We start from the raw sequence: 26,329 nt of genomic DNA, 5'->3' as shown, positions 1-26,329 counted from the left end.
CTTCAGTACATCGCTCACTCACCGTGGAGGACACATGGGCTTCGAAACGAAAACGATCCGCATCGCCATGAACGGCATCACCGGCCGGATGGGTTACCGCCAGCATCTGCTGCGTTCCATCCTGCCCATCCGTGACGCCGGCGGCTTCACCCTTGAGGACGGCACCCGGGTCCAGGTGGAACCCATCCTGGTGGGCCGCAACGAGGCCAAGATCCGCGAGCTGGCGGAAAAGCACAAGGTTGCAGAATGGACCACCGACCTGGACGCCGTGATCAACGACCCCACTGTCGATGTCGTTTTCGATGCCTCCATGACCAGCCTGCGCGCCGCCACCCTGAAGAAGGCAATGCTGGCCGGAAAGCACATCTTCACCGAAAAGCCCACTGCGGAAACGCTGGAAGAGGCCATCGAGTTGGCGCGGATCGGCAAGGAAGCCGGCGTCACCGCCGGCGTCGTCCATGACAAGCTCTACCTTCCCGGCCTGGTCAAGCTCCGCCGCCTGGTGGATGAGGGCTTCTTCGGCCGCATCCTCTCCATCCGTGGCGAGTTCGGCTACTGGGTCTTCGAAGGTGACATCCAGGCGGCCCAGCGTCCGTCCTGGAACTACCGAAAGGAAGACGGCGGCGGAATGACCACGGACATGTTCTGCCACTGGAACTATGTCCTGGAAGGCATCATCGGCCAAGTCAAGAGCGTCAACGCCAAAACCGCTACCCACATCCCCACCCGCTGGGACGAGACCGGCAAGGAATACAAGGCCACCGCGGACGATGCCTCCTACGGCATTTTCGAGCTTGAGACCCCGGGCGGCGACGAGGTCATCGGCCAGATCAACTCCTCCTGGGCCGTGCGCGTCTACCGCGACGAACTGGTGGAATTCCAGGTGGACGGCACCCATGGCTCCGCGGTTGCGGGCCTGAACAAGTGCGTCGCCCAGCAGCGCGCACACACCCCCAAGCCCGTCTGGAACCCGGACCTCCCCGTCACCGAGTCTTTCCGTGACCAGTGGCAGGAAGTTCCAGCCAACGCCGAGCTGGACAACGGCTTCAAGCTGCAGTGGGAAGAGTTCCTGCGCGATGTGGTTGCCGGCCGCGAGCACCGCTTCGGCCTGCTGTCCGCAGCGCGCGGCGTCCAGTTGGCCGAGCTTGGCCTGCGCTCCAGCGACGAACGCCGCACCATCGACATCCCGGAGATCACCCTCTAATGACTTCACTCATTCTTCCCTCCGATGACGGCGGCACCAGGGAGTACCGCCTGCAGGGCGGCAGTGCCTGGGCCCGGCCCACAGCCCCCCTGACAGCACGCCGTGCCTACGCGGCCGCCCACGTCATTCCCGAGGTCCTCGCCGACAACACCCCGGGCGCCCCCGCGCGCCTCGACTGGGACGCCACCATGGCCTACCGGCACGAGTTGTGGTCCTACGGCCTGGGCGTTGCCGATGCCATGGACACGGCCCAGCGCGGCATGGGCCTGGACTGGGCTGCCACGCAGCAGCTCATCAAGCGCACAGGGGTGGAGGCCGCCGCAGTGGTGTCGTCCAACACCCCGGCCACCGCGGGCAAATCCGTCCGGGACCTCGTGTCCTGCGGGGCCGGCACCGACCAGCTGGACATCGACTCCCTGCCCTCCGGTGAGGCCGGGATCAGGGCAGTCCTGGAGGCCTACCGTGAACAGATCGCCGTCATCACCGAGGCCGGACCCAAGGTCATCCTCATGGCATCCCGGGCCCTGGCAAAGGTGGCCAGCGGCCCGGAGGACTACCTCAGCGTCTACTCCACGCTGCTGCAGGAAGTGGACCAGCCGGTCATCCTGCACTGGCTGGGCACCATGTTCGACCCCGCCCTCGCAGGATATTGGGGTTCCGACGACGTCGCTGCCGCCACCGAAACCTTCCTGGGCCTGATCCGGGACAACGCGGACAAGGTGGACGGCGTCAAGGTCTCGCTGCTCGACGCCAGCCACGAGGTTGGCCTGCGCGCAGCCCTGCCCGAAGGCGTCCGCCTCTACACCGGCGACGACTTTAACTACCCCGAACTGATTGACGGTGACGGAACCCACCACTCCGACGCCCTGCTCGGCATCTTTGCCGCCATCTACCCGGCCGCCTCGGTGGCCCTGCAGAACTACGAGGCCGGAAACGCCGCCAAGGCACGCGAAATCCTGGACTCCACCCGCGACTTGGGCAAGCACATCTTCAGCGCCCCCACGTTCTACTACAAGACCGGCATAGCGTTCATGTCCTGGCTCAACGGCAGGCAGCCCGGCTTCCAGATGGTGGGCGGACTGCATTCCGGGCGCTCGGTGTGCCACCTGTCCAGGACCTTCGAACTGGCCGACCAGGCCGGCCTGCTGAAGGACCCGGCACTGGCAGCCTTCCGGATGTCGGACTACCTGCGGATCAACGGGGTGGGCGTATGAGCGACTTTTCGCGCCTCTCCATCAACAGCGCCACCACCAAGAAGTGGACGCTCGCCCAGGTCGTCGAGGGCTGCGTCAAGGCCAGCATCCCGGCCATCGGCCCCTGGCGCGACCGCGTCGAGGAAGCCGGGCTGGACAAAGCGGCACGCCTGATCAAGGACGCCGGCCTCCGCGTCTCGTCCCTGTGCCGTGGCGGGTTCCTTACCGCCGCCGACGCCGAGGGGCAGGCGGCAGCGCTCGCCGACAACCGCGCCGCCATCCTCGAGGCCGTGGCCCTGGACACCAGGGAGCTGTTCCTGGTGGTCGGTGGCCTGGCGCCGGGGGAGAAGGACGTGGTGGCGGCCCGGCAGCGCGTGGCAGACCGGCTCGCGGACCTGGTCCCCTTCGCGGAAGAGAACGGCGTCCGCCTGGTGCTGGAGCCGCTGCATCCGATGTACGCCGCTGACCGGGCGCTCATCTCCACCCTGGGCCAAGCCTTGGACCTCGCGGCGCCGTTCGATGCCGCGACGGTGGGTGTCGCCGTCGACACCTTCCATGTGTGGTGGGACCCGGAACTTAAGACGCAGATTGAGCGTGCCGGACGTGAGAACCGGATCGCCTCCTACCAGGTGTGTGACTTCAACATGCCCATCGCCGCAGACCCGCTGCTGTCCCGCGGGTACATGGGCGACGGCGTGGTGGACTTTGCCACCATTGGCACCTGGGTGCGTGACGCCGGGTACACCGGCGACATTGAGGTGGAAATTTTCAATCAGGAGATCTGGGACACGGACGGCAACATTGTCCTGGCCACGGTCAAGGAGCGGTACGCGGAGCTTGTCCTCCCGTACGCCTGATCTGATACCAGACCGCGGGCTCCTGCTACGTCACGGCAGGAGCCTGCGCCCCACATGGAAGGACCCGGACCAGCGGTGGTTTCCCACCGCTGGCCCGGGTCCTTTTTCCTGCCCGTTCCCCGCTGCCCGCCCTTGCTGCTAGCCCTGGGCGTACAGCGAGGCGAACCTGCGGTACCTCGCCAGCACGCCGGCGTCGTCCGTTCCGTGTGGAAGGTCGACGGCGTCTGCCGCCCAAGCGGGGAACTGTCCGGTGAGTGCCGCGGCTGCCTGCCGTGCGGCGCCGTCGGCAACGTATTCACCCGGCTGGGGGACGGTGACGGCCGTTCCCAAAAGGCCTGCGGCGACTTCCTGCACGGCAACCGACTGGGCGCCCCCGCCCACCAGCAGGATCCGCTTTGGCTGCACGCCTTGCGCCTGCAGGGCCGCCAAACCGTCGGCCAGGGAGCAAACCACGCCTTCGACGGCGGCGCGCGCCAGGTTGGCGGGGGTGTAGTTGGCCCGGGTGATTCCATGAAGGGAACCTGTGGCGTCGGGCAGGTTGGGCGTCCGCTCCCCATCGAAGTAGGGGACCAGGGTGAGGCCTCCGGCGCCGGGCCCAGCGGACAGGGCAAGCCGGTTGAACTCCGGCAGGTCCACATCCAGCAGCGCGGCCGTGGCATCGAAGATGCGGGTGGCATTCAAGGTGCAGACGAGCGGCAGGTAGTGGCCGTCAGCGGCGGCGAACCCTGCCACCAGTCCCGAGGGGTCTGCCGCCGGCTTATCCGAAACCGCAAACACTGTGCCGGAGGTGCCCAGCGACACCACCACGTCGCCCAGCCCCGCCCCCGCGCCGAGGGCCGCGGCGGCGTTGTCCCCGGCGCCGGCAGCCAGGAGAGCGCCTGCCGTCGTCTTTCCCGCCGCTTCCAACGGCCCAAGGACCCTGGGGAGGACGGGCACGTGCCCAAGGGAGGCGGTGAGGACGTCAGGAAGGTATTTGCCCTCGGCCGTCGAGTAGTACCCGGTGCCTGAGGCGTCGGAGCGGTCGGTGGCCAGGGCGGCCAATCCCTCTTCTCCGCTGCCGGGGCCGTAGCCGGCGAGCCGCCAGGTGAGCCAGTCGTGCGGAAGGCAGACGGCGGCCACCTTTGCGGCGTTGTCCGGCTCGTGGGCTGCCAGCCAGCGCAGCTTGGTCACGGTCAGGGACGCCACCGGGACGGTACCGGTGGCGTTGGCCCAGTACTGCGCGCCGGCGGCGGGATCGCCGCCGCCGGCACTTTCGATAAGTTCCGCCGCTGCGCCTGCGCTGCGGGTGTCGTTCCAGAGCAGCGCCGGACGGACCACTGCACCGTCGCTGTCCAGGCAGACCATGCCGTGCTGCTGGCCGCCGATGGAGACGGCGCTGACGTCGTCGAGTCCGCCGGCGTCGGCAATGGCTTTTTGCAGGGCCGTCCACCAGTGGTCGGGGTTGACCTCGGTGCCTTCGGGGTGGGCGGCGCGGCCCTGGCGGACCAGCGCTCCGGTGTCCGCGTCGCGGATGACTACCTTGCAGGACTGGGTGGAGCTGTCGACTCCGGCTACAAGCGGCATGGGGTTCTTTTCTTTGTGCAGGAATGTCTGAGTGCAGGAATGTCTCAGTGCAGGAATGGAAACGCTGCGGGGCCTGGAGGTTGTGTCTCCCAGGCCCCGCAGCGGGTATCGGGTGGCTAGTGGGCGCCCAGGAGGTGCTCGATGGCCAACTGGTTGAGCCGGACGAACGCGAAGGAGCGCTCGGCGGCCTTGTCGGCGTCGAAGTCCTCAAACGCTGCGGCGTCAGCGAGCAGGTCCGCGGTGCTCTCACCGGCGGCGAGGGTGCTTTCGCCGAGTTCGAAGACGCCGGAGGTCTTGAGGGCTTCCTGCACCTGCGGGTCTGCGCGGAAGGCCAGGGCCCGTTCCCTGAGCAGGAGGTACATTGCCATGTTGGCCTTGGCGGATTCCCACACGCCGTCGTAGCCGTCGGTGCGGGAGGGCTTGTAGTCGAAGTGGCGCGGGCCGTCGTACTTCGGGCCGCCGTTCGGGAAGCCGTTCTCCAGCAGGTCCACGGTGAAGAAGGCGCTGGTGAGGTCGCCGTGGCCGAAGACCAGGTCCTGGTCGTACTTGATCCCGCGCTGGCCGTTGAGGTCGATGTGGAAGAGCTTGCCGGCCCACAGTGCCTGGGCGATGCCGTGGGTGAAGTTCAGCCCCGCCATCTGCTCGTGTCCGGTCTCGGGGTTCAGGCCCACGATGTCGCCGTGTTCCAGCTGGGCGATGAAGGCCAGGCCGTGGCCCACGGTGGGCAGGAAGATGTCGCCGCGCGGTTCGTTCGGCTTGGGTTCGAGGGCGATGCGGAGGTTGTAGCCCTTCTCCTTGATGTAGCCTGCGGCGGTGTCCACGCCTTCCTTCATCCGGTCCAGGGCTGCGGCGAGGTCCTTGGATCCGTCGTATTCGCTGCCTTCGCGGCCGCCCCACATGACGAATGTTTCGGCGCCGAGTTCGGCGGCGAGGTCGATGTTGCGCAGCACCTTGGACAGGGCAAAGCGCCGGATGGAACGGTCGTTGGAGGTGAAGCCGCCGTCCTTGAAAACGGGGTGGCTGAACAGGTTGGTGGTAACCATCGGAACCTTCAGCCCGGTCTCGGAAAGGGCTGCTCTGAAGTTCTTCAGGATCAGCTCCCGCTCGGAAGCGGAGGCACCAAACGGGACGAGGTCATTGTCATGGAAGGTGATGCCGTACGCGCCAAGTTCGGCCAGGCGGTGAACGGCTTCGACGGGGTCCAGCGCCGAGCGGGTGGCGACGCCGAACGGGTCGGCGCCGGTCCAGCCGACCGTCCAGAGGCCAAAAGTGAACTTGTCGGCGGGGGTGGGGGAAAGAGTCATGACGCGTCCTTGCGATCGAGCGCTCCGCGGGATTGCGAAGCATTAGTTCATTGCCTGAACTATATGAGCCGACGTAGGGTGGGGTCAAGAGGTCCAGCTTGCGACAGCCGGAAAAATTAACGGAGCCATAGATCGAGGAGCTTTGTGATGGTGATGCCGGTGCCTGCAGTGGCGGGACCGGGAGGCGCAGCCCCCGGCAGTGTGGGGGACGTCCGGCGCAGCAACCTTGCCCTGGTCCTGGGTGCGATCGCGGAATTCCCACGCGGCACCTGCCCCAGCCGCGCACAGATCGCGGGCGCCACCGGGCTGACCAAAGCGTCGGTGTCCAGCCTGGTGCTGGACCTCCTGGACGTCGGCATCATCCGGGAAGTAGGCCTGAACCCGCAGGGGCGCGGCCGGCCGGGCGTCGGACTGGAGCTTAACCCGGGCCGCGCTGTCATGGGGATGGAAATTAACGTGGACTACATCTCTGCGGCCGTGGTTGACCTGGCCGGCAGTGTCCTGATCCGGGAGGTGAAGGAGCGGGACAACCGCAACAGCCCGGACGCCCCGGTACTGGCGGCGCTTACAGTCCTGGCCGCCCGGGTACGGAGCGCGGCGGGGGAGCAGGGCGTCGAGGTCCTCGGCGGAGGGCTGGCCGTTCCGGGCCTTGTTGACCCTGCTGCGGCGCGGGTGCTCACCGCCCCTAACCTTGGCTGGGTCGATGTGCACCTTGACCTTGATGCGTTGCTGCCCGAAACGCCCCTGGGCGTGGCGCTCTTCAATGAGGCCAACGCAGCTGCCCTGGCAGAACTGCGGTACCGGCCGGACGGTGCCTCCGACTTCCTGTTCGTTTCCGGTGAAGTGGGCGTCGGTGGCGGGATCGTCATCGGGTCCGAGCTGTTCTCGGGCCCGGAAGGCCATGCCGGCGAAGTCGGACACATCGTGGTGGACCCGGACGGCAGTCACTGTTCCTGTGGGGGGACCGGTTGCCTGGAAACCGTCGCCGGCCAGGACGCCATTTTCGCTGCAGCCGGCCTGGCTCCGGACGCTGCGTCACGGTCCGCCAGCATGTCCGCGCTCCTGCAGGCGCTGGAGGCCGGAGACCCCAACGCGGTGTCCGCCGTCAAACAGGCGGGCCGCTGCCTGGGCATAGCGCTCGCGTCAACGGCCCGGGTGGTCAATATCCAGTCGGCCGTCCTGGGCGGACATTTCGCGGTCCTTGAGCCCTGGCTGCGCGGTCCGTTGCTCGACAGCGTGCAGAAGTACGCGCCGGGCAAGTACGCGCCGGAGCAGGTCACTGTCTCCGCCGTGGGCGAGTCGGGAGCCCTGCTGGGTGCGGCCGGCAGCGTCATCCGCTCCCTGGTGGAGGCGCCGCACCGGCTGCACGCTTAACCGGAATGCACAATGCCCCGGTCCGAAGACCGGGGCATTGCCCTCAAAGTGCCCCAGGAGGGAATCGAACCCCCGACCGGCGGATTAGAAGGCCGCTGCTCTATCCCCTGAGCTACTGAGGCATCGGCTTCCGGCCTGCAAGCCGGCGCCTCAAAAAGTTTACATTGCCCGGGGCGCCGGGAGCGGCATTCTGCCGCCACCCCTCCTCCACACCTTCCTTGTCGGCGCTCGTTGTCCACATAGGAAAATCCATGCCTGCCGTCCGGTGTTGTCCGGCGCGATGCTGGTCATGCCTGCTAAAGGCGCCACCATCCAGACAGGACGTAGACATGAGCGAAACGATCATCACCATCCGGGGCTTCGTGGCCACGGAGATTACGAGTTCCACCACGCCAGGCGGAGTGGCAACGGCCTCCTTCCGGCTCGGCTCCACCGCCCGTCGTTTTGACCGGGCATCCAGGACCTGGGGTGACGGACACACCAACTGGTTCACGGTCCAGGGCTACCGCAACCTTGCCGGAACCCTTGGCTGCAGCATCAGGAAGGGACAACCGGTCATCGTCGTGGGCAAGCTGAAGATCCACACTTGGGAGAAGGACGGCCGGGTGTATCACTCCACCATCATCGATGCTGAGGCCGTGGGGCACGATCTCACCTTTGGATCGGCAAACTTCATTCGTACCGCTTCCAGGCCGGCGCTCTCCCTGGTGGAGCAGCCGCCGGTTCCTGACGACGCCGCCGGAATGGACCAGGTTCCGGATGACCTGGAGGACCACGAGGACGAACACCCCGAAGACCACGGCCAGCCCGCCGTCGTCATCGAGGACAGTGATGGTGCCCTCGCCTCGCTGGACCTGGAAACGGGGGAACTCGCGGAAGTCTAGGAATCACGTATCAGGTATCAGTGTCCCCGTTCATTCGCGCGCGGACGGACGGCGGCACCCCCCGGCCGCCCTCCGTCCGCCCGCCACATGCCTGATGCCGGGCGCCTATTGCCGGCGATGCTTCCGCACGATGTGTCTCCCGCACGACCACGCCCGGTGCCGTTCACTCACCCCGGCCCGTGCCTGCGTCCATGGCAGAATGACTCCATGCGTCCCACCCCTTACCAACGGCCGAATAAACGCGCCGGTGCAGCGCTGGCATGCGCCGTCCTGGCGTTTGCCCTGTCAGGGTGTGTTGCCGGCCCTTCCGCAAGTCAACCGGTACTTGGATCCAGTGAAGGGCAGGGGTCGTTGCCGGCGACGGCAGCCGCCGGTGCAACGCAGGAGCCGGCCCAGGCCGCTGGCTCGGCCCCGGGCAGCAGCCGTCCCGGCGGAGAGCCGCTGGCCAGCACATCCGGCGGGGTCCCAGGCACATCCGCTGCGGCCTCCGCGGCTGCGGCTGAAGCGGCCACCGACAAGGTGAAGCGCACCGTTACGGACACCCTGACCAAATTGGCAAGCGGAACTCCAAAGCCTGCGACGGGCCAGGTCAGCGAAGCCCTCACCGGTGCCGGCATAGCGCCCGCCGTTCTCCAGGTCTCGCAAAGCCGGACGCCCACCGGACTGGAAGCAGATGCCATCGAGGCGGCTGTCCTGCAGGGGAGGGATTGCGTCATCGGACAGGTGCGCGAAGGAGCCGTAACCGTCACGGTCCTTCCGGTCCTGGCCAGCGGTAAATGTTTCGTCGGATCCTGATCGCGTCAGCCTGCCGGCCGCAAATGTGAGATCTGCCCGCCAACCCACTAGATTTGAGACCATGGCGGAATTTATCTACACAATGACCAAGGCCCGCAAGGCCGTTGGCGAGAAACTCATCCTTGATGACGTAAGCATGTCCTTCTTCCCGGGCGCCAAGATTGGTGTTGTGGGCCCCAACGGTGCCGGTAAGTCCACCATCCTCAAGATCATGGCCGGGCTGGACACGCCCTCCAACGGTGAGGCCAGGCTCAGCCCCGGCTACAGCGTGGGTATCCTGCTCCAGGAACCGCCCCTTAACGAGGAAAAGACCGTCCTGGGCAACGTCCAGGAAGGCGTTGGCGAGATCTACGGAAAGATCCAGCGCTTCAACGAGATCTCGGAGGAAATGGCCAGCCCCGACGCTGACTACGACACCCTCCTTGAAGAGATGGGCAAGCTGCAGGAAGCCATCGACGCCGCCGACGCCTGGGATCTCGACTCCCAGCTGGAACAGGCCATGGACGCGCTGCGCTGCCCGCCGGCCGATGCCGATGTCACCAACCTTTCCGGTGGTGAACGCCGCCGCGTGGCGCTGTGCAAGCTGCTCCTGCAGAAGCCGGACCTGCTGCTCCTCGATGAGCCCACCAACCACCTGGACGCCGAGAGCGTACTGTGGCTCGAACAGCACCTCTCCAGCTACCCCGGCGCCGTCCTTGCCGTGACCCACGACCGCTACTTCCTCGACCACGTGGCTGAATGGATTGCCGAAGTGGACCGCGGCCACCTGTACCCCTATGAGGGCAACTACTCCACCTACCTGGAGAAGAAGCGCGCCCGCCTGGAAATCCAGGGCAAGAAGGACGCCAAGCAGGCCAAGCGCCTCGCCGAGGAACTCGATTGGGTGCGCTCCAACGCCAAGGGCCGCCAGACCAAGTCGAAGGCCCGCCTGGCCCGCTACGAGGAAATGGCCGCAGAGGCAGACCGCACCCGCAAGCTTGATTTCGAAGAGATCCAGATCCCGCCGGGACCCCGCCTGGGTGGCCTGGTGCTGGAGGCCAAGAACCTCCAGAAGGGCTTTGAGGACCGGGTCCTGATTGACGGGCTGTCCTTCACCCTGCCCCGCAATGGCATCGTGGGCGTCATCGGCCCCAACGGCGTGGGCAAGACCACCCTGTTCAAGACCATCGTCGGCCTGGAACCGCTCGACGGCGGCGACCTGAAGATCGGTGACTCGGTCAAGATCTCCTACGCGGACCAGAGCCGCGGCGGCATCGACCCCAACAAGACGCTGTGGGAGGTCGTGTCCGACGGACTCGACTTCATCCAGGTGGGCAACGTCGAAATGCCGTCCCGCGCCTACGTGGCCGCATTCGGCTTCAAGGGCCCGGACCAGCAGAAGAAGGCAGGCGTCCTCTCCGGCGGTGAGCGGAACCGGCTGAACCTCGCGCTCACCCTGAAGCAGGGCGGCAACCTGCTGCTGCTTGACGAGCCCACCAACGACCTTGACGTCGAAACCCTCAGCAGCCTGGAAAACGCGCTGCTCGAGTTCCCGGGCTGCGCCGTGGTGGTCTCGCACGACCGTTGGTTCCTGGACCGGGTGGCCACCCACATCCTGGCCTATGAAGGCGACGACGAAAACCCCTCCAAGTGGTACTGGTTCGAGGGCAACTTCGAATCCTACGAGGAGAACAAGGTCCAGCGGCTGGGTCCCGACGCCGCCAAGCCGCACCGTGTCACCCACCGGCGCCTCACCCGCGACTAGCAGGGCAAAGGAAGAAGGCCGGCATCCGAGGTGAGCTTTTCACGTCGGATGCCGGCCTTCTTCATGCGCGGCCCGTCGTCCCGGCAGGATTAGGCGTCTTCCGGGAGGTTGGGAACCCGAACCATGCCCTCCTGCGCCACCGAGGCAACGTGGTGGCCCTCACGGTTGAAGATCTTGCCCGTGGCCAGGCCCCGGGCGCCATGGGCGCTGGGGGACTCCTGGACGTAGAGAAGCCATTCATCAACCCGTGCCGGGCGGTGCCACCACATGGCGTGGTCCAGGCTTGCGACGTTCATGCCCGGGGTGGTCCAGTTCAGGCCGTGGCGTCGAAGAATCGACTCGAGGAGCGTGTAGTCGCTGGCATAGGCGAGGGCGGCACGGTGCAGGTTGGAGTCGTCCGGCACCGGGCCGAAGGTCTTCATCCAGACGGCGTTGCGGGCCTCGCGCGGGCCGGTTGCGGAGACATACAGCGGCGGGTCCACGTGCCGGATGTCGAAGGGGCGCTCGTACGCCCAATGCCGGGCCACGGGGTGGTCGAACTTCCCCAGCAGGTCAGCTGTGCTGGGCAGCGACTCGGGGTCCGGGATTCCAGCCGGCATGACGGAGGAGTGGTCGATGCCTGCATCGTCACCCTGGAAGGAGGCAATCATTGACAGGATGGGCACCCCGTCCTGATAGGCGTGGACGCGCCTGGCGGAAAAGGACCGGCCGTCGCGCAACCGCTGCACCCCGAAGGTGATGGGCTTGTTGGCGTCGCCCGGCCGCAGGAAGTAGCCATGCATGGAGTGGACGAACCGCTCCGGATCCACCGTCCTGGTGGCCGCGACCAGTGACTGCGCAAGCACCTGCCCGCCGAAAACCCTATGGTGGGGCTGCTGCTGGGAAGGGCCCAGGAAAATATCCTCATCCGTCCGTGCGCCCTCAAGCTCACCAAGGTCCAGCAGTTCGATCAGCGATGAGGTTGGGTCTCCGCTTGGCGGCGCCAGCAGTCCGGCTTCGGCTTCAGTCATGGTCCGACTCTAGACGGCGCCCCGGGAACCACTCAACCGGAGTGCAGCCGGTAGTGTCTTAGGTGTGTCTGAACTTCTCACTTCGTCCTTCCGTTTCGCCGATCCCCGGGATCTGGCCGACCTCAAGACGTTCGCCACCCGCGCCAAAGCCATAGACGACGGCGGAGCGATGCGCCTGCAGGCCGCCGGTCCAGTCCTTGCCGCCTACGTTTGCGTCCTGCGGCCCAGGCTCCTGGGCGAATCGACGCCCACCATCCTGGGACTGCGCACCATGGCCCTGGCGGAACCGTCCAGGACCGATGTCACCGTTGCACTGTCATCGGTCCTGGACCGGCTGGCACGGACGGGGGATCAGGACGTCGAATTCCCGGTTCCGCCCACCACTGTCAGCGAATCATGGACGGGGGTCGGCGCACCGCGGGGCGGATGGGAGCTGCTGGGGTCCGTCAGCGACGCCCGCCTTCGGGCTGCGGCGGAGGCGGGCATCGCCGAAGTGGCAGGCATCGTGCCGGACAAGCCTGGCGCCCTCATCGTCAACAACGCACGGGCTGCTGTGTGGGGGCGGGAACTGGACGACGCCGGCCTGCCCGCCGGTGCAGCCTTCGCGGCCTTCGCGCTGGGGTTCCTGGGTGACGGAGACCAGAAGCTTTACCGGGCCGGCCGCTGGTTCCGGCTGACCGGGCCCCGCGGCCACGTCCTGGCGCGGACCGGCAGCGGCCTGCTCTAAGGCCAGGCTGCCGCGGCCGCGTTGGGGCGGCGGGAAAATCGGGCTTAAGCTCCGGAGGGGCTGTTCACCATGGACAAGGCGGCCCGCTCCATGTAGTCCCACAGTGTGCCTTCGTAGAGCGGCGGCAGTTCCAGCGCATCGACCGCGGTCCGCATGTGGAACAGCCACCGGTCCTTCGCCTCGGGCGTGACCTTGAACGGCATGTGGCGCATCCGCAAGCGCGGGTGGCCGCGTTCCTCGCCGTATGTGGTGGGGCCGCCCCAGTACTGCTCCAGGAACATCAGGAACCGGCGCTTCGCCGGGGCCAGGTCCTCTTCCGGATACATCGGCCGCAGCACCGGATCGGTGGCCACGCCGTCGTAGAAGACGTCGATGAGCTTTACGAAGGTGTCGTGGCCGCCCACGGCATCATAGAAGCTGTCGGTGTACTCCGGCTTGCTGAAGGGATCGTTCTGCATCAACTGGGGCCGCTGCCCTGGGACAGGGCGGCGTGGCTCGATGGGAAGCGACATGCTAGTCCCCGGCTTTCTGGTCTGTCTTCTTGGTCTCAACGTGCGCCGAGCCCTGGTCGGTGGTCCCGTCGTCGGATTCGTGCAGCGGGACGTAGCGCCCCTGCGACCGGTTGCCCACGCGCAGGATCTCACCGTTGCGCAGGTACCAGATGGCGCCGTCGTCGGAGCGGACACGGGTGATCCGCAGGCCCATGGACTCCACCACGCCCACCACTTCGCTGGTTTCGATCACGTCGCCGATCCCGTACTGGTCTTCAATGGTAATGAAGATTCCGGCCAGGAAGTCCCGGATCAGCTGCTGGGCGCCGAAGCCGATGGCCACACCCAGGATGCCCACGCTGGTCAGCAGCGGGGCGATATTGATGTCCAGGTTCTGCAGCACGTACATGCCGGTGATAATGACCACCAGCACGCCCACCACGCTGTTCAGGAGCGAACCGATCGTCTCCGCGCGCTGGACCCGCCGTTCGTGGTCCAGGGCGCGGAAAGCCGGCGCCACCCATTTGAAGGTGGGCTTCTTGAAGAAGTTGCTTCCCGCTGCGACGCGCTTGGTGATGCGCGAGATGATGAAGGTCGCCACCAGCCAGACGGCCACGCCGACGCCGAGGCTGATCACGATGCCCGGGATGCTCACCCCGCTTGGCTGGCTGGTGGCAGGGGGAAGAAGGGACAACATGCTGACCATTGGTGGACGTAGCTCCTTGGGATATTGCTCTGTTCTCTTTCAACCCTAGCGCCGTAGCGTGGAGCAATGCGCATCCTCATCCTCGGCGGAACCGCCTTCCTCTCCAAGGAGATTGCCACGCAGGCGGTTGCTGCCGGGCATGACGTCACCTGCCTGGCGCGTGGAACAACGGGCGCGGCACCGCCCTGCACAGCGTGGATCAGGGCTGACCGGTCAACAGGCCAGGCCGCGTATGGGGAACTGGCCGGCGCCTGGGATGCCGTGATCGAGGTGGCACGGGATCCTAATCCGGCGCGGGAAGCCCTGGCGGCCCTGGCAGGCCGGGCCGGGCACTGGACCTTTGTGTCCAGCTGTTCGGCCTATGCGGACAACTCCGTCCCCGGTGCGGCGGAGGACGCATCGCTGCTGCCGCCCCTGCCCGCCGGTACGCCTTCCACCCCGGACAATTACGGCGAATCCAAGGTGGCCATTGAGGAAGCCACGGTGCAGTCCACGAACGGCAAGGCCCACCTCTGCCGCGCAGGCCTTATCAGCGGCCCCGGCGACCCCACCGACCGTTACGGGTACTGGCCGGGCCGCTTTGCCCGGGACTCCGGACCCGTGCTTGTCCCGGACCTCGGCGGCCACCCCACGCAGGTCATCGACGTCCGGGACCTGGCGGCCTGGATCCTGCTGGCCGCAGAACGCGGGATCCCGGGTCCTTTGAACGCCATCGGGGACCAGATCCCTTTCGCGGACCTCGTGAGCGCCTGCCGCGCGGCGTCCGCCACGGACACCGCCGCCGTTACTGCTTCCGCAGACTGGCTGGTGGAACAGGAGGTCAACTACTGGTCCGGGCCGGAGTCCCTTCCCCTCTGGCTGCCACCCCACCACGAGGGCTTCATGGCCCGCAGCAACCGGGCAGCCAAAGCCGCCGGCATGGCGCTGAGGCCATGGCAGGAAACCCTGGTGGATACCCTGGGTGACGAACGCGCCCGCGGGCTGGACCGGCCCCGGAAGGCCGGCCTGACTCCCGCCACGGAACAACGGCTTGTGAACCTGCTCCGCAGCGGCCCCGGACGCTAGCCCGCCACCGTCTCCGGCTGGTGCTCCACCGGAAAGTTCACACTGCGGGCGATGAAGCAAACCTGGTTGGCCTCGTGGTGCAGCGACGCCGCCAGTTCGGCCTGCGCTGCGTCTGCCACCGTCACCTGGGGATGCAGGACAACCCGCTCGAACTGGCCGCTGCCGTCCCGGTTCAGCCGCATCAGCCCGGTTGCCTCGTCCCGGTAGTCCGTGACCACCACACCGTGTTTCACCGCCACGTGCAGGTAGGACAGCATGTGGCACTGGGCCAGCGCGGCCAGGAGCAGTTGCTCCGGGTTGTACCGTTCCCGGTCCCCATGGAACGTGGGATCCGCCGAGCCCTTCAGGGGCGGCAGGCCCGGAATGAGCACATCGTGGTCGCGCGAGTAGCTCCGGTAGGACGAAGTGCCGTCCCCACGGTTGCCGGTCCACTGGACTGTCAGGGAGTAGCGGTGTTCATCGAGGCTCACTGCAGGCTGCCGTCCGCCACCACGTCGGCGGCGCGTGCACGCAGGGCGCGGGCAACGCCGTCGCGGTTTTCCAGCATCATGCGGCGCAGCGCGGCGCTTTCAGCCGGCAGCGACGCCAGGAAGCCGTCGGTCCGGTCGATGGTGGCCTGGGTGGTCAGCAGCGCCGGGTAGAGCCCGACGACGATCTGCTGGGCCAGTGCGTGGGTGCGGGTCGCCACGATGCCCGGCACAGCCGCGAAATACTTTTCGGAGTACGGCTCCAGCAGCGAGCGGTCCAGCACCCGCATGAAGCCGGTCACCGCCGATCCCTGCAGCGCGTTGGACAGTTCGCCCTTGACCACGATGGACTCCCAGGCCGCGGCCTTCGCCTCCGGGGTGGGGATGGCAGCCTTGGCCAGCGCGGCCGCATTCTGTCCGCTGGAGGTGTTGTCCCGCTGCAGTTCCGCGTCGATGCCGTCCTGCCCCATCCGGCCACCCGCCACCAGCGAGGCCACCAGTTCCCACCGGAGGTCCTGGTCCAGGCTCAGTCCCGCCAAAGCCACCGACCCATCCAGCAGGCCGGCCACCCGGTCCAACTGGGACCCGCTGCGCGCCAGGAGGGCAAAGGCCTTGATGAACTGCAGCTGTCCGTCGGAGCCCGCCGGAACCTCCGCAGCCAGGTCCCACAGCCGGTCCGCCGCCGCCACTGTGGTGGCCTCGCGGTGCTCTTCCGCCACATAGAAGTTCAGGGTGGTGGCCAGCTGGCGGAGCTGGACCAGGATCACGGACGAGTCGGTCTCTGCGGCCACGTTGGCCAGGATCAGTTCCACGTACTTCCGGGCCGGCGTCTCGCCGTCCCGGGCAGCGTCCCACGCCGAGTTCCAGACCAGGGTCCGGGGCAGGCTTCCGGCGAAGTCCTTGAGGTGGGCGGTGGCGGTGGCCAGCGATTTGGGATCCAGCCGCACCTTGGCATAAGCGAGGTCGTCGTCGTTGATGAGGATCAGGTCCGGCTGGGCAAGGCCGGCCAGCGCCGGCACTTCAGTACGTTCGCCGTCGACATCCAGCTCCTCGCGGTGCACCCGCTCCAGCTTGCCGGCGCCGTTCAGGTTGTAGAACCCTACGGCCAGGCGGTGCGGGCGGAGCGTGGGCCACTCGGGCACCGCGGACTGCAGGACCACGAAGGAGCGCAGCTTCCCGTCCGGGTCCACATCCAGCTCGGGGGCCAGGGTGTTGACGCCTGCGGTCTCCAGCCACTGCCGGCCCCAGTCATCCAGGTCGCGGCCGCTGGCCTTTTCCAGTTCCACCAGCAGGTCCTGGAGTTCGGTGTTGTGCCAGGAGTGCTTGGCGAAGTACTCACGGACACCGGCCATGAACTGTTCGGGCCCCACCCAGGCCACCAGCTGCCGGAGCACCGAGGCACCCTTGGCGTAGGTGATGCCGTCGAAGTTGACCTCAACGTCCTGCAGGTCGTTGATTTCAGCGAAGATCGGGTGCGTGGTGGGGAGCTGGTCCTGCCGGTAGGCCCACGACTTCTCCACCGACGCGAACGTGGTCCAGGCGCTGGTGAAGGACGTGGCTTCCACCGCCGCCAGGTGGGACATGTACTCGGCGAAGGACTCGTTGAGCCACAGGTCGTTCCACCAGCGCATGGTCACCAGGTCGCCGAACCACATGTGGGCCAGTTCGTGCAGCACTGTGATGGCGCGCCGCTCGATCTGGGCGCCGGTGACCTTGCTGCGGAAAACGTAGCCTTCCAGGATGGTCACGGCGCCGGCATTCTCCATGGCGCCGGCATTGAACTCCGGAACGAACAGCTGGTCGTACTTCTCGAACGGGTACGGGCAGCCGAACTGGGCCTCGAAGAACCCGAAGCCCTGGCGGGTGAGTTCGAAGATGTTGTCCGCGTCCAGGTACTGCATCAGTGATTTCCGGGCAAAGACGCCGAGCGGGATCACGCGGCCGTCGGAACTGGTGACCTCACTGCGGACGGACTGGTAGGGGCCGGCAATCAGGGCCGTGACGTAGGAGGACAGCCGGGGCGTCGGGGCGAACGTCCACACGGACCTTGCCGAGCCGTCCTCGGCCGGCGCGGCTTCCGCCGGAGAAGGCGTGGGGGAGTTGGAGATGACGTCCCAGTGCGACGGCGCCGCGACCGTGAAGGCGAAGGTTGCCTTCAGATCCGGCTGCTCGAAGACGGCGAACATCCGGCGGGAGTCGGGAACCTCGAACTGCGTGTACAGGTAGACCTCGTTGTCCACCGGGTCCACGAACCGGTGCAAACCTTCCCCGGTGTTCATGTACGGCATATCGGCCACAACGGTCAGTTCGTTCTGCTCCGCCAGGTCCGGCAGCTGGATCCGTACGCCGTCTGAGACGGTGGCCGGATCAAGGCTGCGGCCGTTCAAGGTCACGCCGTGCACTGCGTGGGTAATGGCGTCGATGAAACTGGATGACCCCGGCGCCGCCGTGAATTTCACGGTGGTGGTGCTGCCAAAGACCTCGCCGCCGCGGGTCAGGTCGAGGCTGACATCGTAGGACTCGACGGTGATCAGATCGGCGCGCTCACGGGCTTCGGCGCGGGTCAGGTTCATGCCTGGCAAAGGAGGTCCTCCAGAGAAGTTTCGGCTGCCGGCCGGTGGTCCCGGTTCCGGCACTGTGATGCATTCTTCCATCCCTGCAGGCCTTGGCAAGTTGCGCAGGTCACAGCGTGCTCCCCGCAGGGTCCGGCGATTGGCGGGGCGGCCCCAGGGGTAGCGTTAAATACATGGGAAAGCTGCTGGATTCGGTGGATACCAAGGCAATGCGTTTCGCTGTCGGGTTCCCCGTCGTGCTGGCCGCCGCCTTCGTCTACTGCGCGTTCCTGCTGCGTCCGGACCTTCCGGATCCACTCGCCATCCAGTGGACGGACGACGGCGGTGCCGCCTTTGCGCCGTTCGGCGCCTACGTAGGGGTTGGTGCGGCGGGAATCGTCGTGGCAGGCTGGCTGGTCCTGCTGCAGGCAGTACCCCTTGGCCGGCCGGTCATGATGCGCCGGATCATGATGGGGGCAGGGCTTTTCCTCAGCCTCTTCATGACCTCCGCCCTTGCCGCAGGCTTAATTGGCCAAACCGGGCTGGCCGACGCCCGGCAGTCGCACGTGGACATGACGGTCCTCGCCCTCGGCAGCGGTGCCGCAGTCTCGCTCGGCGTGGCCATGGGCATGGTGTACAAGGCCGACCGGCAATGGTCTCCCGATGACGACCGCGCACTGCAGATAGCCATCGCCAGGGAACTGGATCCAGACCTTGCCCGGGACAGCATCAGGCTCTGGGTGCATGCCAAGAGTTCAGTCTTCGTGATGATCGCCATCGCTTCCCTGTTCCCGGCAGCCCTGATTGCGGTGGTGGTGCCGTGGCTGGGGATCCTCCTGGTGGTCCTGGCCGTCATCGGCGCCGCGTTCCTCTTCGCCCGCGTACGGGCAGACCGCCGAGGGCTGAAGGTCATGCTGGCCGGGCTCGTTCCGGTCATGGACGTGCCGGCCGGCGCCATTGCCGATGCCAGCGCCGCGGACGTCAAGGCCGCCGATTACGGCGGGTGGGGCTACCGGCACCACGGCGGAACCGCGGCCATGCTGGTAAGCAGCGGGCCCGCCGTCGTCGTCAGCAAGACCGACGGCCAGCGCGTCGCCGTCAGCGGCGGCAGCCAGGCCTCGGCCGCGCGGCTGGCCGAAGTCCTCACCCGGGTGGCCGCCCGGGCCCGGCGCGGCGGAAGCACGCCACCCGCCACCGGACGCCCCGGGACCTGACCCGCGGCAGTCCGAGTATCCTTATCGGTGTCGTTCCGGCCTCCACCGGCGGCCTGCCAGCCCCACGAAATGAACGGACTTAGCACGTGACCACAACCCCTGCCTTCCCGCGGGTCCACATTGCCACCGACCACGCAGGCATGGAGCTCAGCGCCCACCTGGTGTCCCACCTGACCGGGAAGGGGTACGAGGTGGTGGACCACGGGCCCAAGGTCTACGACGCCCAGGACGACTACCCGTCCTTCTGCATCAACGCAGCCCTTGCCGTGGTGGCGGACCGGGAGGCCGGCATCCACGCCCTGGGCATCGTGCTGGGCGGCTCCGGCAACGGCGAGCAGATCGCCGCCAACAAGGTCAGGGGCATCCGCGCCGCCCTCGCCTGGAACCTCTCCACTGCAACCCTGGCCCGCGAGCACAACGATGCCAACGTGGTGGCCCTGGGCGGCCGCCAGCACACGGTGGAAGAAGCCACCGAACTGGTCGAGGCATTCCTGGCCGAACCGTTCAGCAACGATGAACGCCACATCCGCAGGATCGAAAAGATCGCAGTGTTCGAGGCAACCGGCGAGGTCATCGAGTAGTGCCTGAAGGCCATTCCGTCCGCAGGCTCGCCCGGCAGTTCGGTGATGTCTTCACCGGCGAGGCCCTGGCCGTGTCCAGTCCGCAGGGCAGGTTCAGCGGGGGAGCGGCGCTGTTGGACGGCCGCACCATGGTCGCCGCCGAGGCACACGGCAAGCACCTGTTCCTGCATTTCGACAACTCGCTGGTGCTGCACGTCCACCTGGGACTGTACGGCGCCTGGAGCTTCGGCGGCGACAGCACCTTCACCGGTGCCTCCAGCATCGGCGCCCCCAGGCGGGTAGGGGAGCAGGAGGCCTTCGGGGACCCGGACGACGACGGCAGCGCACCCTACGCCGGGCCGCCGGCACCCGTTGGGGCCGTGCGCGTCAGGCTCGCCGGAAGGCACGGCTGGGCGGACCTTCGCGGTGCCACCACCTGTGAAACCATCACCGCAGCGGATGCGGATGCGGTGCTGGCACGGCTGGGGCCCGACCCGCTGCGGAACCTGCGCGGTGACGCCGGCCGGTTCGCCGGGAAGCTTCGATCCAGGAAGACCCCGCTCGCAGCCCTGCTCATGGACCAGAAGGTGATTGCCGGCGTCGGGAACGTCTACCGGGCGGAAGTCCTATTCCGCCGCCGCCTGGACCCGTGGCTCCCCGGAAGCGCGCTGCCGGACGGCGACGCCCGCAAGCTCTGGCGGGACATCGTCGCCGTCATGACCGACGGGGTGGCGGACGGGCGGATCATCACCACCCCGCCCAAGTACTGGACGCTCGATGGCACCACCGCAGCCAAGGCAGCCGCGGCAGGCGTGCCCGTGCCGGCCAAGAGCGCCGGCTTCCCGCACGGTGACGACGTCCATTTCGTCTACAAGCGGCAGGGCCTGCCGTGCCGGGTGTGCCGCACTGTCGTGCTGATTGCCGAGCTGGCCGGACGGAACCTCTACTGGTGCCCGTTCTGCCAGCAGCCGCAGGAGTAGGCCAGCCTGCCTGGGCCGCGCCTTCGCGGGGCACTTTGGCACGGACACGCCGCCCGCCGTCGGGAATTACTGCTGATGCGCCGTCAAAATGCCCCACGACGGTTCGCGACACGGCTTAAAACCAAAGGGACCCCTCTGCAGAGGGGTCCCTTTTCATGGAGGGGACGACGGGAATCGAACCCGCGTAATCAGTTTGGAAGACTGAGGCTTTACCATTAAGCTACGTCCCCGAAGGAAGATCCGTTTTTCGCGGAAACTCCGGGCTGGCTGTTCAAGCCGGATACAACTAAACCTAATCCATGGCCTACGTGTCAAATGTGCAATCCCGACGCGTATCACCGTAGACTTGCCTGTGCACTTACGGGGTGTAGCTCAGCTTGGCTAGAGCGCCTGCTTTGGGAGCAGGAAGTCGCAGGTTCAAATCCTGTCACCCCGACTCTGCGGCCAGGACCAGTCGGCCTGGACATCCAATGCGTTTGCAGAAACCCATCCCACAACCCAGGAGTACTTAGACCGTGAAGAGCGCTGTCGAGAACCTCACCCCCACGCGGGTCAAGCTCAATGTTGAGGTCCCCTTTGAGGAACTGAAGCCCAGCATCGACTCGGCCTACAAGACTGTTGCCTCGCAGATCCAGGTCCCCGGGTTCCGCAAGGGCAAGGTTCCCGCCAAGCTCATCGACCAGCGCGTCGGCCGCGGCTACGTCCTGGAGACCGCGATTAACGAGGGCCTTAACGGCTGGTACCAGGCTGCCGTGCAGGAGTCCGGCATCCGTCCCCTGAGCCGTCCCGAGGTGGAGATCACCGAGGTGCCTGATCCCTCAGCAACCGACGGCGGCCTGAAGTTCGCCGCCGAGGTTGACGTCCGCCCCGAAATCGAACTCCCGGACTACTCCGGCATCGAGGTCCAGGTTGCGGCTGCCGAATCCTCCGAAGCCGACGTGGACAAGGCCCTCGACGAACTTCGCGGCCGCTTCGGCACCCTGAAGTCCGTCGACCGCCCAGCTGCTGACGGCGACTTCCTCACCATCGACATCACCGCCACCATCGACGGCGAAGAGGTCGACTCCGCTGCCGGCCTGTCCTACCAGGTTGGCGCCGGCACCATGCTCGAGGGCATGGACGAGGCCGTTACCGGCCTGAGCGCCGATGAGGACGCCATCTTTGACACCACGCTGGTGGGCGGCGACCACGCCGGCGAAGCAGCCCAGGTCAAGGTAGTGGTCAAGGCCGTCAAGGAACGCGAACTGCCCGAGGCGAACGATGACTTCGCCCAGCTGGCCTCCGAGTTCGACACCCTCGCCGAGCTGCGCGAAGACCTCGCCAAGCAGGCTGCTGACTCCAAGATCGTGGAGCAGGGCGTTGAGGCCCGCGACAAGGTCCTGGACAAGCTGGTGGAGCTCGTTGAGGTTCCCGTTCCGGATTCGGTCGTCGAAGAGCAGCTCGAAGCGCACTTCCAGGAGGGCAACGGCCACGGAGACGGCGAGCACGACACCGAGGAGCACCGCGAAGAGGTCCGCGCCAACACGGCCCGCGCCTTCCAGAACGAAATCATCCTCGACGCCATCGCGGAGAAGGAAGAAGTCAACGTCAGCCAGAACGAGCTGATCGACTACATCGTCACCACCGCCAGCCAGTACGGCATGGACCCCAACCAGTTCGCCCAGATCATCGATCAGAGCGGCCAGGTGCCCATGATGGTCTCCGAGGTTCGCCGCCGCAAGGCGCTGGCCGTCGTCCTCGGCCAGGCCACGGTGACCGACACCGAGGGCAAGGCAGTGGACCTGAGCGACTTCGTCCGCCCCGGCGGCGAGGAAGTTCCCGCAGCCGAAGCAGCCGACGCTGACGCCATCGAAGCTAACGCCGCTGAGACCGAGGTTGTCGAAGCTGAGGACGCCACCGCGGAGGCCAAGGCCTAGTCCTCACCGGACCCGCAGCACGGCCCCTGGATCGTTCCGATCCGGGGGCCGTTCGCGTTGGAGCTATAACAACACACCGCGGATTCGACGATCGTGCGCCGTCAGCGAACAGCCGTCAGTGCACGAACAAAACACCGGGGAAACCGGTTAGTGTCCAAGTAGTGATTTTCAGTGATGTCACCGTCACCAGTGAGAGGTAATTAAACATGTCACAGCACTCAGAGGCCCCCCGGATGGCGACCGTCGATCCTGCAGCCCAGGACAACTACATTTACAACCGCCTTCTCAAGGAGCGGATCATCTGGCTGGGCTCGGAGGTGCGTGACGATAACGCCAACGCGATCTGCTCGCAGCTGCTCCTGCTCTCGGCCGAGAACCCGGAAAAGGACATCTACCTCTACATCAACTCGCCCGGCGGCTCCGTCACGGCAGGCATGGCCATCTACGACACCATGCAGTTCATCCCCAACGACGTCGTCACCGTCGCCACCGGCCTGGCCGCGTCCATGGGCCAGTTCCTGCTCTCCTCGGGCACCAAGGGCAAGCGCTACGCCACCCCCAACGCCCGCGTCCTGATGCACCAGCCCTCCGGTGGCATCGGCGGCACGGCTTCGGACATCAAAATCCAGGCCGAGCTCATCCTGCACATGAAGAAGGTCATGGCGGAACTGACCGCTGAGCAGACCGGCCAGACCGTTGAAACCATCCTCAAGGACAACGACCGCGACAAGTGGTTCACCGCCACCGAGGCCCTCGAGTACGGCTTCTTCGACAAGATCGCCGCGCACGCCGGCTCCGTGTCAGGCGGCGGCGGAACCTCGAACGGTTCCTCCGGCGAATCCGCTTCCCAGAGCTAACCGGCATCCAGAACCCTTTCGATCAGGAGCAAAAACAATGAACTACAACTTCGGGTGGTCAGCCGGCAATCTTCCGTCCAGCCGCTACGTACTGCCGCAGTTCGAGGAACGCACCCCCTATGGCTTCAAGCGCCAGGACCCGTACACCAAGCTCTTCGAGGACCGCATCATCTTCCTCGGCGTGCAGGTGGACGATGCTTCCGCTGACGACATCATGGCGCAGCTGCTGGTCCTGGAGTCCACGGACCCGGACCGCGACATCACCCTCTACATCAACTCGCCGGGCGGTTCGTTCACGGCCATGACGGCCATCTACGACACCATGCAGTACATCCGCCCCGAGATCCAGACTGTCTGCCTGGGCCAGGCCGCCAGCGCCGCTGCAGTCCTGCTCGCGGCCGGCACCCCCGGCAAGCGGCTTGCCCTGCCCAACGCCCGCGTCCTGATCCACCAGCCGGCGCTGTCCGGCGGCCAGGGCGGGCAGGCATCCGACCTGGAGATCCAGGCGGCCGAGGTCATGCGCATGCGCTCCTGGCTTGAGGACACCTTGGCGCAGCACTCCGGCCGTACGTCGGAGCAGGTCAACAACGACATCGAACGCGACAAGATCCTCACCGCCGACGAGGCCCAGGCATACGGCCTCATCGACCAGGTGCTTGATTCCCGCAAGATCAAGCCCCAGGCGATCACCAGGTAGCAGTACGGAAAGCCGGTGCGGCCAGTTCATTTGGCCGCACCGGCCTTTTCTTTCCACCCTTGGGGCCGAATGTGACCTAGAGTGGATGGTGTCACAAACCGGTCCTCGCTGGCCCGGAAGATTTCAGCAATGGTGCAGGGCTGCCTGGCAGCAGGATACTAAGGGGTTCACATATGGCTCGGATTGGCGAGAGCACGGATCTGCTGAAGTGCTCTTTCTGTGGAAAGAGCCAGAAGCAGGTGCGCAAGCTCATTGCCGGGCCCGGTGTCTACATCTGCGATGAATGCATCGAGTTGTGCAACGAAATCATCGAAGAGGAGCTGGCTGAGGTCGCCGATCTGGGCAGCTTCGAATTGCCCAAGCCGCGTGAAATCTTCGACTTCCTCCAGGAATACGTCATCGGCCAGGAGCCTGCCAAGCGCTCCCTCGCCGTCGCGGTCTACAACCACTACAAGCGGATCCAGGCAGGCCATGCGCCAAAGTCCGGGAGCCTGGGGGAGGGCGGCCACCACGACGACGTCGAAATCGCCAAGTCCAACATCCTCCTCATCGGCCCCACGGGCTGTGGCAAGACCTACCTCGCCCAGACCCTTGCGCGGCGGCTCAACGTTCCTTTCGCCGTGGCGGACGCCACCGCACTGACTGAGGCCGGCTATGTGGGTGAGGACGTGGAGAACATCCTCCTCAAACTCATCCAGGCCGCGGACTACGACGTCAAGAAGGCCGAACAGGGCATCATCTACATCGATGAGATCGACAAGATCTCGCGCAAGAGCGAGAACCCCTCCATCACCCGTGACGTCTCCGGTGAGGGTGTGCAGCAGGCGCTCCTGAAGATCCTGGAGGGCACAGTGGCCTCCGTTCCGCCGCAGGGTGGACGGAAGCACCCGCACCAGGAATTCATCCAGATCGACACCACCAACGTCCTGTTCATCGTGGCCGGCGCCTTCGCAGGCCTGGAGGAGATCATCGGGTCCCGTTCCGGCCGCAAGGGCATTGGTTTTGGTGCCCCGCTCAACGAGGCCAGCAAGAAGGTGGACTCCTACGGCGAGGTCATGCCGGAGGACTTGCTGAAATTCGGACTGATCCCCGAATTCATCGGCAGGCTCCCGGTGATCACCACCGTGTCCAACCTGGACCGGGACGCCTTGATCCAGATTCTTTCCACCCCCAAGAACGCCTTGGTGAAGCAGTACCAGAAGATGTTCCAGATCGACGGCGTGGAACTGGTCTTTGATGACAGCGCCCTGGACGCGATCGCGGACCAGGCCCTGGAGCGCGGCACCGGTGCCCGCGGCCTCCGCGCCATCCTTGAAGAGGTCCTGCTTCCCGTGATGTTCGATCTTCCCAGCCGCGAGGACGTTGCCAGCGTGGTAATCACTGAAGACGTGGTCCTGCGGGGAGCCGAGCCCACCATGATTCCGCACGTGGCCAAGCGCCGTAAATCTGCCTGACCGAGAGGACCTTCATGACTTCACCTGCCAAGAACAAGGCCGATTTCTGGTTTGACCCCCTGTGCCCGTTTGCCTGGGTCACCTCCCGGTGGATTGGCGAGGTCGAAACCGTTCGCGACATCGAGACCGAGTGGCACGTGATGAGCCTGGCCGTCCTGAACGAGGGACGGGACCTGGACCCCGGTTACCGCGAGTCCATGGACAACGCCTGGGGCATGGTCCGCGTGATCATCGCCGCCAGGGAAGAACACGGGCCGCAGTTCATCAAACCGCTCTATGACGCCATGGGCACCCTGATCCACAACCAGGGTGAAAAGGACCGGACGGCGGTCATTTCCAAGGCCCTTGCCGACTGCGGTCTCCCGGCCTCCCTTGCTGACGCAGCCAACACCGACGCTTACGACCAGCTGCTCCGGGCCAGCCACGAGGAAGGCATTTCGCTGGTGGGCCAGGACGTCGGTACCCCCGTAGTCGCCTTCAATGGAACCGCATTCTTTGGCCCGGTCCTGACCCGCATACCGCGGGGCGAGGAAGCCGGCAGGATCTGGGACGCCACTACCACGATCGCCGCCTACCCTCACTTCTTTGAGCTGAAGCGCAGCCGCACGGAAAGCCCCGAATTCCACTGACGCCCAGGACTGCCTGACCAGCTTCGGGCCGCCGAACCGGGACGCCAAGGGCCCCGGGAAAACTACCAATATGTAGTTTTCCCGGG

General features: G+C 66.3%; 24 protein-coding genes and 3 tRNA genes. 18 read left to right on the top strand and 9 right to left on the bottom strand.

Going from position 1 to position 26,329, the window contains the following annotated elements:
- Positions 1 to 34 precede the first annotated feature (34 nt).
- From LFT44_RS11760 to LFT44_RS11750, 3 genes are read left to right on the top strand one after another with little or no spacing between them, the layout of a single operon-like run.
- Positions 35 to 1,204 (top strand): Gfo/Idh/MocA family protein, encoded by a 1,170-nt coding sequence (locus LFT44_RS11760; protein WP_236798620.1) that lies wholly within the window; start codon positions 35 to 37, stop codon positions 1,202 to 1,204.
- Positions 1,204 to 2,418 carry a dihydrodipicolinate synthase family protein gene (locus tag LFT44_RS11755; protein WP_236798619.1) on the top strand — a complete coding sequence of 405 codons (1,215 nt, stop codon included), beginning with the start codon at positions 1,204 to 1,206 and terminating at the stop codon, positions 2,416 to 2,418. The genes LFT44_RS11760 and LFT44_RS11755 overlap by 1 nt, the downstream gene beginning before the upstream one ends.
- Complete coding sequence (locus tag LFT44_RS11750; RefSeq protein WP_236798618.1) at positions 2,415 to 3,254, top strand: sugar phosphate isomerase/epimerase family protein; 840 nt, start codon at positions 2,415 to 2,417, stop codon at positions 3,252 to 3,254. The genes LFT44_RS11755 and LFT44_RS11750 overlap by 4 nt, the downstream gene beginning before the upstream one ends.
- A 138-nt stretch (positions 3,255 to 3,392) precedes the next feature.
- Here LFT44_RS11750 and xylB read toward each other — a convergent pair whose 3' ends face one another.
- Both xylB and xylA read right to left on the bottom strand, forming a co-directional pair.
- Positions 3,393 to 4,817, bottom strand: coding sequence for a xylulokinase (gene xylB, locus LFT44_RS11745; RefSeq protein ID WP_236798617.1), 1,425 nt, complete (start codon positions 4,815 to 4,817; stop codon positions 3,393 to 3,395).
- A 116-nt stretch (positions 4,818 to 4,933) separates the two neighbouring features.
- Positions 4,934 to 6,121, bottom strand: a complete 1,188-nt coding sequence (gene xylA / locus LFT44_RS11740; protein WP_236798616.1) for a xylose isomerase — start codon at positions 6,119 to 6,121, stop codon at positions 4,934 to 4,936.
- 147 nt (positions 6,122 to 6,268) lie between these two features.
- Between xylA and LFT44_RS11735 the strand changes: the two genes are divergently transcribed.
- Entirely contained in the window at positions 6,269 to 7,495 is a 1,227-nt protein-coding gene (locus LFT44_RS11735; protein ID WP_236798615.1) for an ROK family protein, read from the top strand.
- Between the two features lie 49 nt (positions 7,496 to 7,544).
- On the opposite strand, the gene LFT44_RS11730 is transcribed toward LFT44_RS11735, so the two are convergent.
- Positions 7,545 to 7,617, bottom strand: a tRNA-Arg gene (locus LFT44_RS11730).
- Between the two features lie 207 nt (positions 7,618 to 7,824).
- On the opposite strand from LFT44_RS11730, the gene LFT44_RS11725 reads away from it, so the two are divergent.
- From LFT44_RS11725 to ettA, 3 genes are all read left to right on the top strand, one after another.
- Positions 7,825 to 8,379: a single-stranded DNA-binding protein gene (locus LFT44_RS11725; protein WP_236798614.1), complete on the top strand. Its 555-nt coding sequence runs from the start codon at positions 7,825 to 7,827 to the stop codon at positions 8,377 to 8,379.
- A 207-nt stretch (positions 8,380 to 8,586) separates the two neighbouring features.
- The gene (locus LFT44_RS11720) at positions 8,587 to 9,174 is read left to right on the top strand and encodes a DUF6993 domain-containing protein (protein WP_236798613.1); all 588 of its coding nucleotides are present in this window, start codon (positions 8,587 to 8,589) and stop codon (positions 9,172 to 9,174) included.
- A gap of 61 nt (positions 9,175 to 9,235) precedes the next feature.
- Positions 9,236 to 10,918, top strand: a complete 1,683-nt coding sequence (gene ettA, locus LFT44_RS11715) for an energy-dependent translational throttle protein EttA (protein WP_236798612.1) — start codon at positions 9,236 to 9,238, stop codon at positions 10,916 to 10,918.
- An 89-nt stretch (positions 10,919 to 11,007) separates the two neighbouring features.
- Here the strand turns inward: ettA and LFT44_RS11710 are convergent, their stop codons facing one another.
- Entirely contained in the window at positions 11,008 to 11,928 is a 921-nt protein-coding gene (locus LFT44_RS11710) for an acyl-CoA thioesterase (RefSeq protein WP_236798611.1), read from the bottom strand.
- Between the two features lie 64 nt (positions 11,929 to 11,992).
- On the opposite strand from LFT44_RS11710, the gene LFT44_RS11705 reads away from it, so the two are divergent.
- Positions 11,993 to 12,655 (top strand): hypothetical protein, encoded by a 663-nt coding sequence (locus tag LFT44_RS11705; RefSeq protein ID WP_236798610.1) that lies wholly within the window; start codon positions 11,993 to 11,995, stop codon positions 12,653 to 12,655.
- A 44-nt stretch (positions 12,656 to 12,699) separates the two neighbouring features.
- Here LFT44_RS11705 and LFT44_RS11700 read toward each other — a convergent pair whose 3' ends face one another.
- Positions 12,700 to 13,167, bottom strand: a complete 468-nt coding sequence (locus LFT44_RS11700; protein ID WP_272910795.1) for a globin — start codon at positions 13,165 to 13,167, stop codon at positions 12,700 to 12,702.
- A 1-nt stretch (position 13,168) separates the two neighbouring features.
- Positions 13,169 to 13,852 (bottom strand): mechanosensitive ion channel family protein, encoded by a 684-nt coding sequence (locus LFT44_RS11695; protein ID WP_236798609.1) that lies wholly within the window; start codon positions 13,850 to 13,852, stop codon positions 13,169 to 13,171.
- Positions 13,853 to 13,918: 66 nt separating this feature from the next.
- Between LFT44_RS11695 and LFT44_RS11690 the strand changes: the two genes are divergently transcribed.
- A complete protein-coding gene (locus tag LFT44_RS11690) occupies positions 13,919 to 14,917 on the top strand; it encodes an NAD-dependent epimerase/dehydratase family protein (protein WP_236798608.1) in 999 nt (332 codons plus the stop codon).
- Here the strand turns inward: LFT44_RS11690 and LFT44_RS11685 are convergent.
- Entirely contained in the window at positions 14,914 to 15,387 is a 474-nt protein-coding gene (locus tag LFT44_RS11685; RefSeq protein WP_236798607.1) for an OsmC family protein, read from the bottom strand. The genes LFT44_RS11690 and LFT44_RS11685 overlap by 4 nt on opposite strands.
- On the bottom strand, positions 15,384 to 17,957 hold the full coding sequence (gene pepN, locus LFT44_RS11680; RefSeq protein WP_236798606.1) for an aminopeptidase N: 2,574 nt from the start codon (positions 17,955 to 17,957) through the stop codon (positions 15,384 to 15,386). The genes LFT44_RS11685 and pepN overlap by 4 nt, the downstream gene beginning before the upstream one ends.
- Positions 17,958 to 18,130: 173 nt before the next feature.
- Here pepN and LFT44_RS11675 point away from each other — a divergent pair, with 173 nt between their 5' ends.
- The 3 genes from LFT44_RS11675 (at position 18,131) to LFT44_RS11665 (ending at position 20,690) form a co-directional block, all read left to right on the top strand.
- Positions 18,131 to 19,150 carry a hypothetical protein gene (locus LFT44_RS11675; protein WP_236798605.1) on the top strand — a complete coding sequence of 340 codons (1,020 nt, stop codon included), beginning with the start codon at positions 18,131 to 18,133 and terminating at the stop codon, positions 19,148 to 19,150.
- An 86-nt stretch (positions 19,151 to 19,236) separates the two neighbouring features.
- Positions 19,237 to 19,731 (top strand): ribose-5-phosphate isomerase, encoded by a 495-nt coding sequence (locus LFT44_RS11670; protein WP_236798604.1) that lies wholly within the window; start codon positions 19,237 to 19,239, stop codon positions 19,729 to 19,731.
- Positions 19,731 to 20,690, top strand: a complete 960-nt coding sequence (locus LFT44_RS11665) for an Fpg/Nei family DNA glycosylase (protein WP_236798603.1) — start codon at positions 19,731 to 19,733, stop codon at positions 20,688 to 20,690. Before LFT44_RS11670 ends, LFT44_RS11665 begins: the two co-directional genes overlap by 1 nt.
- 156 nt (positions 20,691 to 20,846) lie before the next feature.
- Here the strand turns inward: LFT44_RS11665 and LFT44_RS11660 are convergent.
- Positions 20,847 to 20,920: transfer RNA gene (locus LFT44_RS11660), tRNA-Gly, on the bottom strand.
- 131 nt (positions 20,921 to 21,051) lie between these two features.
- Here LFT44_RS11660 and LFT44_RS11655 point away from each other — a divergent pair.
- The 6 genes from LFT44_RS11655 to LFT44_RS11630 all read left to right on the top strand — a co-directional run bounded on the left by LFT44_RS11655 (position 21,052) and on the right by LFT44_RS11630 (position 26,243).
- A tRNA-Pro gene (locus LFT44_RS11655) sits at positions 21,052 to 21,126 on the top strand.
- A 79-nt stretch (positions 21,127 to 21,205) separates the two neighbouring features.
- The gene (gene tig / locus LFT44_RS11650; RefSeq protein ID WP_236798602.1) at positions 21,206 to 22,606 is read left to right on the top strand and encodes a trigger factor; all 1,401 of its coding nucleotides are present in this window, start codon (positions 21,206 to 21,208) and stop codon (positions 22,604 to 22,606) included.
- Positions 22,607 to 22,839: 233 nt separating this feature from the next.
- Positions 22,840 to 23,463, top strand: coding sequence for an ATP-dependent Clp protease proteolytic subunit (locus LFT44_RS11645; RefSeq protein WP_272910838.1), 624 nt, complete (start codon positions 22,840 to 22,842; stop codon positions 23,461 to 23,463).
- A gap of 37 nt (positions 23,464 to 23,500) precedes the next feature.
- On the top strand, positions 23,501 to 24,160 hold the full coding sequence (locus tag LFT44_RS11640; protein ID WP_138606612.1) for an ATP-dependent Clp protease proteolytic subunit: 660 nt from the start codon (positions 23,501 to 23,503) through the stop codon (positions 24,158 to 24,160).
- A 173-nt stretch (positions 24,161 to 24,333) separates the two neighbouring features.
- Entirely contained in the window at positions 24,334 to 25,614 is a 1,281-nt protein-coding gene (gene clpX, locus LFT44_RS11635; RefSeq protein WP_236798600.1) for an ATP-dependent Clp protease ATP-binding subunit ClpX, read from the top strand.
- A gap of 14 nt (positions 25,615 to 25,628) precedes the next feature.
- Complete coding sequence (locus LFT44_RS11630) at positions 25,629 to 26,243, top strand: mycothiol-dependent nitroreductase Rv2466c family protein (RefSeq protein ID WP_236798599.1); 615 nt, start codon at positions 25,629 to 25,631, stop codon at positions 26,241 to 26,243.
- The last annotated feature ends 86 nt before the right edge of the window (positions 26,244 to 26,329 follow it).

Source organism: Arthrobacter sp. FW306-05-C, assembly GCF_021801725.1.
Taxonomy (GTDB): Bacteria; Actinomycetota; Actinomycetes; order Actinomycetales; family Micrococcaceae; genus Arthrobacter.
Note: the sequence above shows the minus strand (reverse complement) of the source record. Positions and strands in the feature narration are given on the sequence as shown.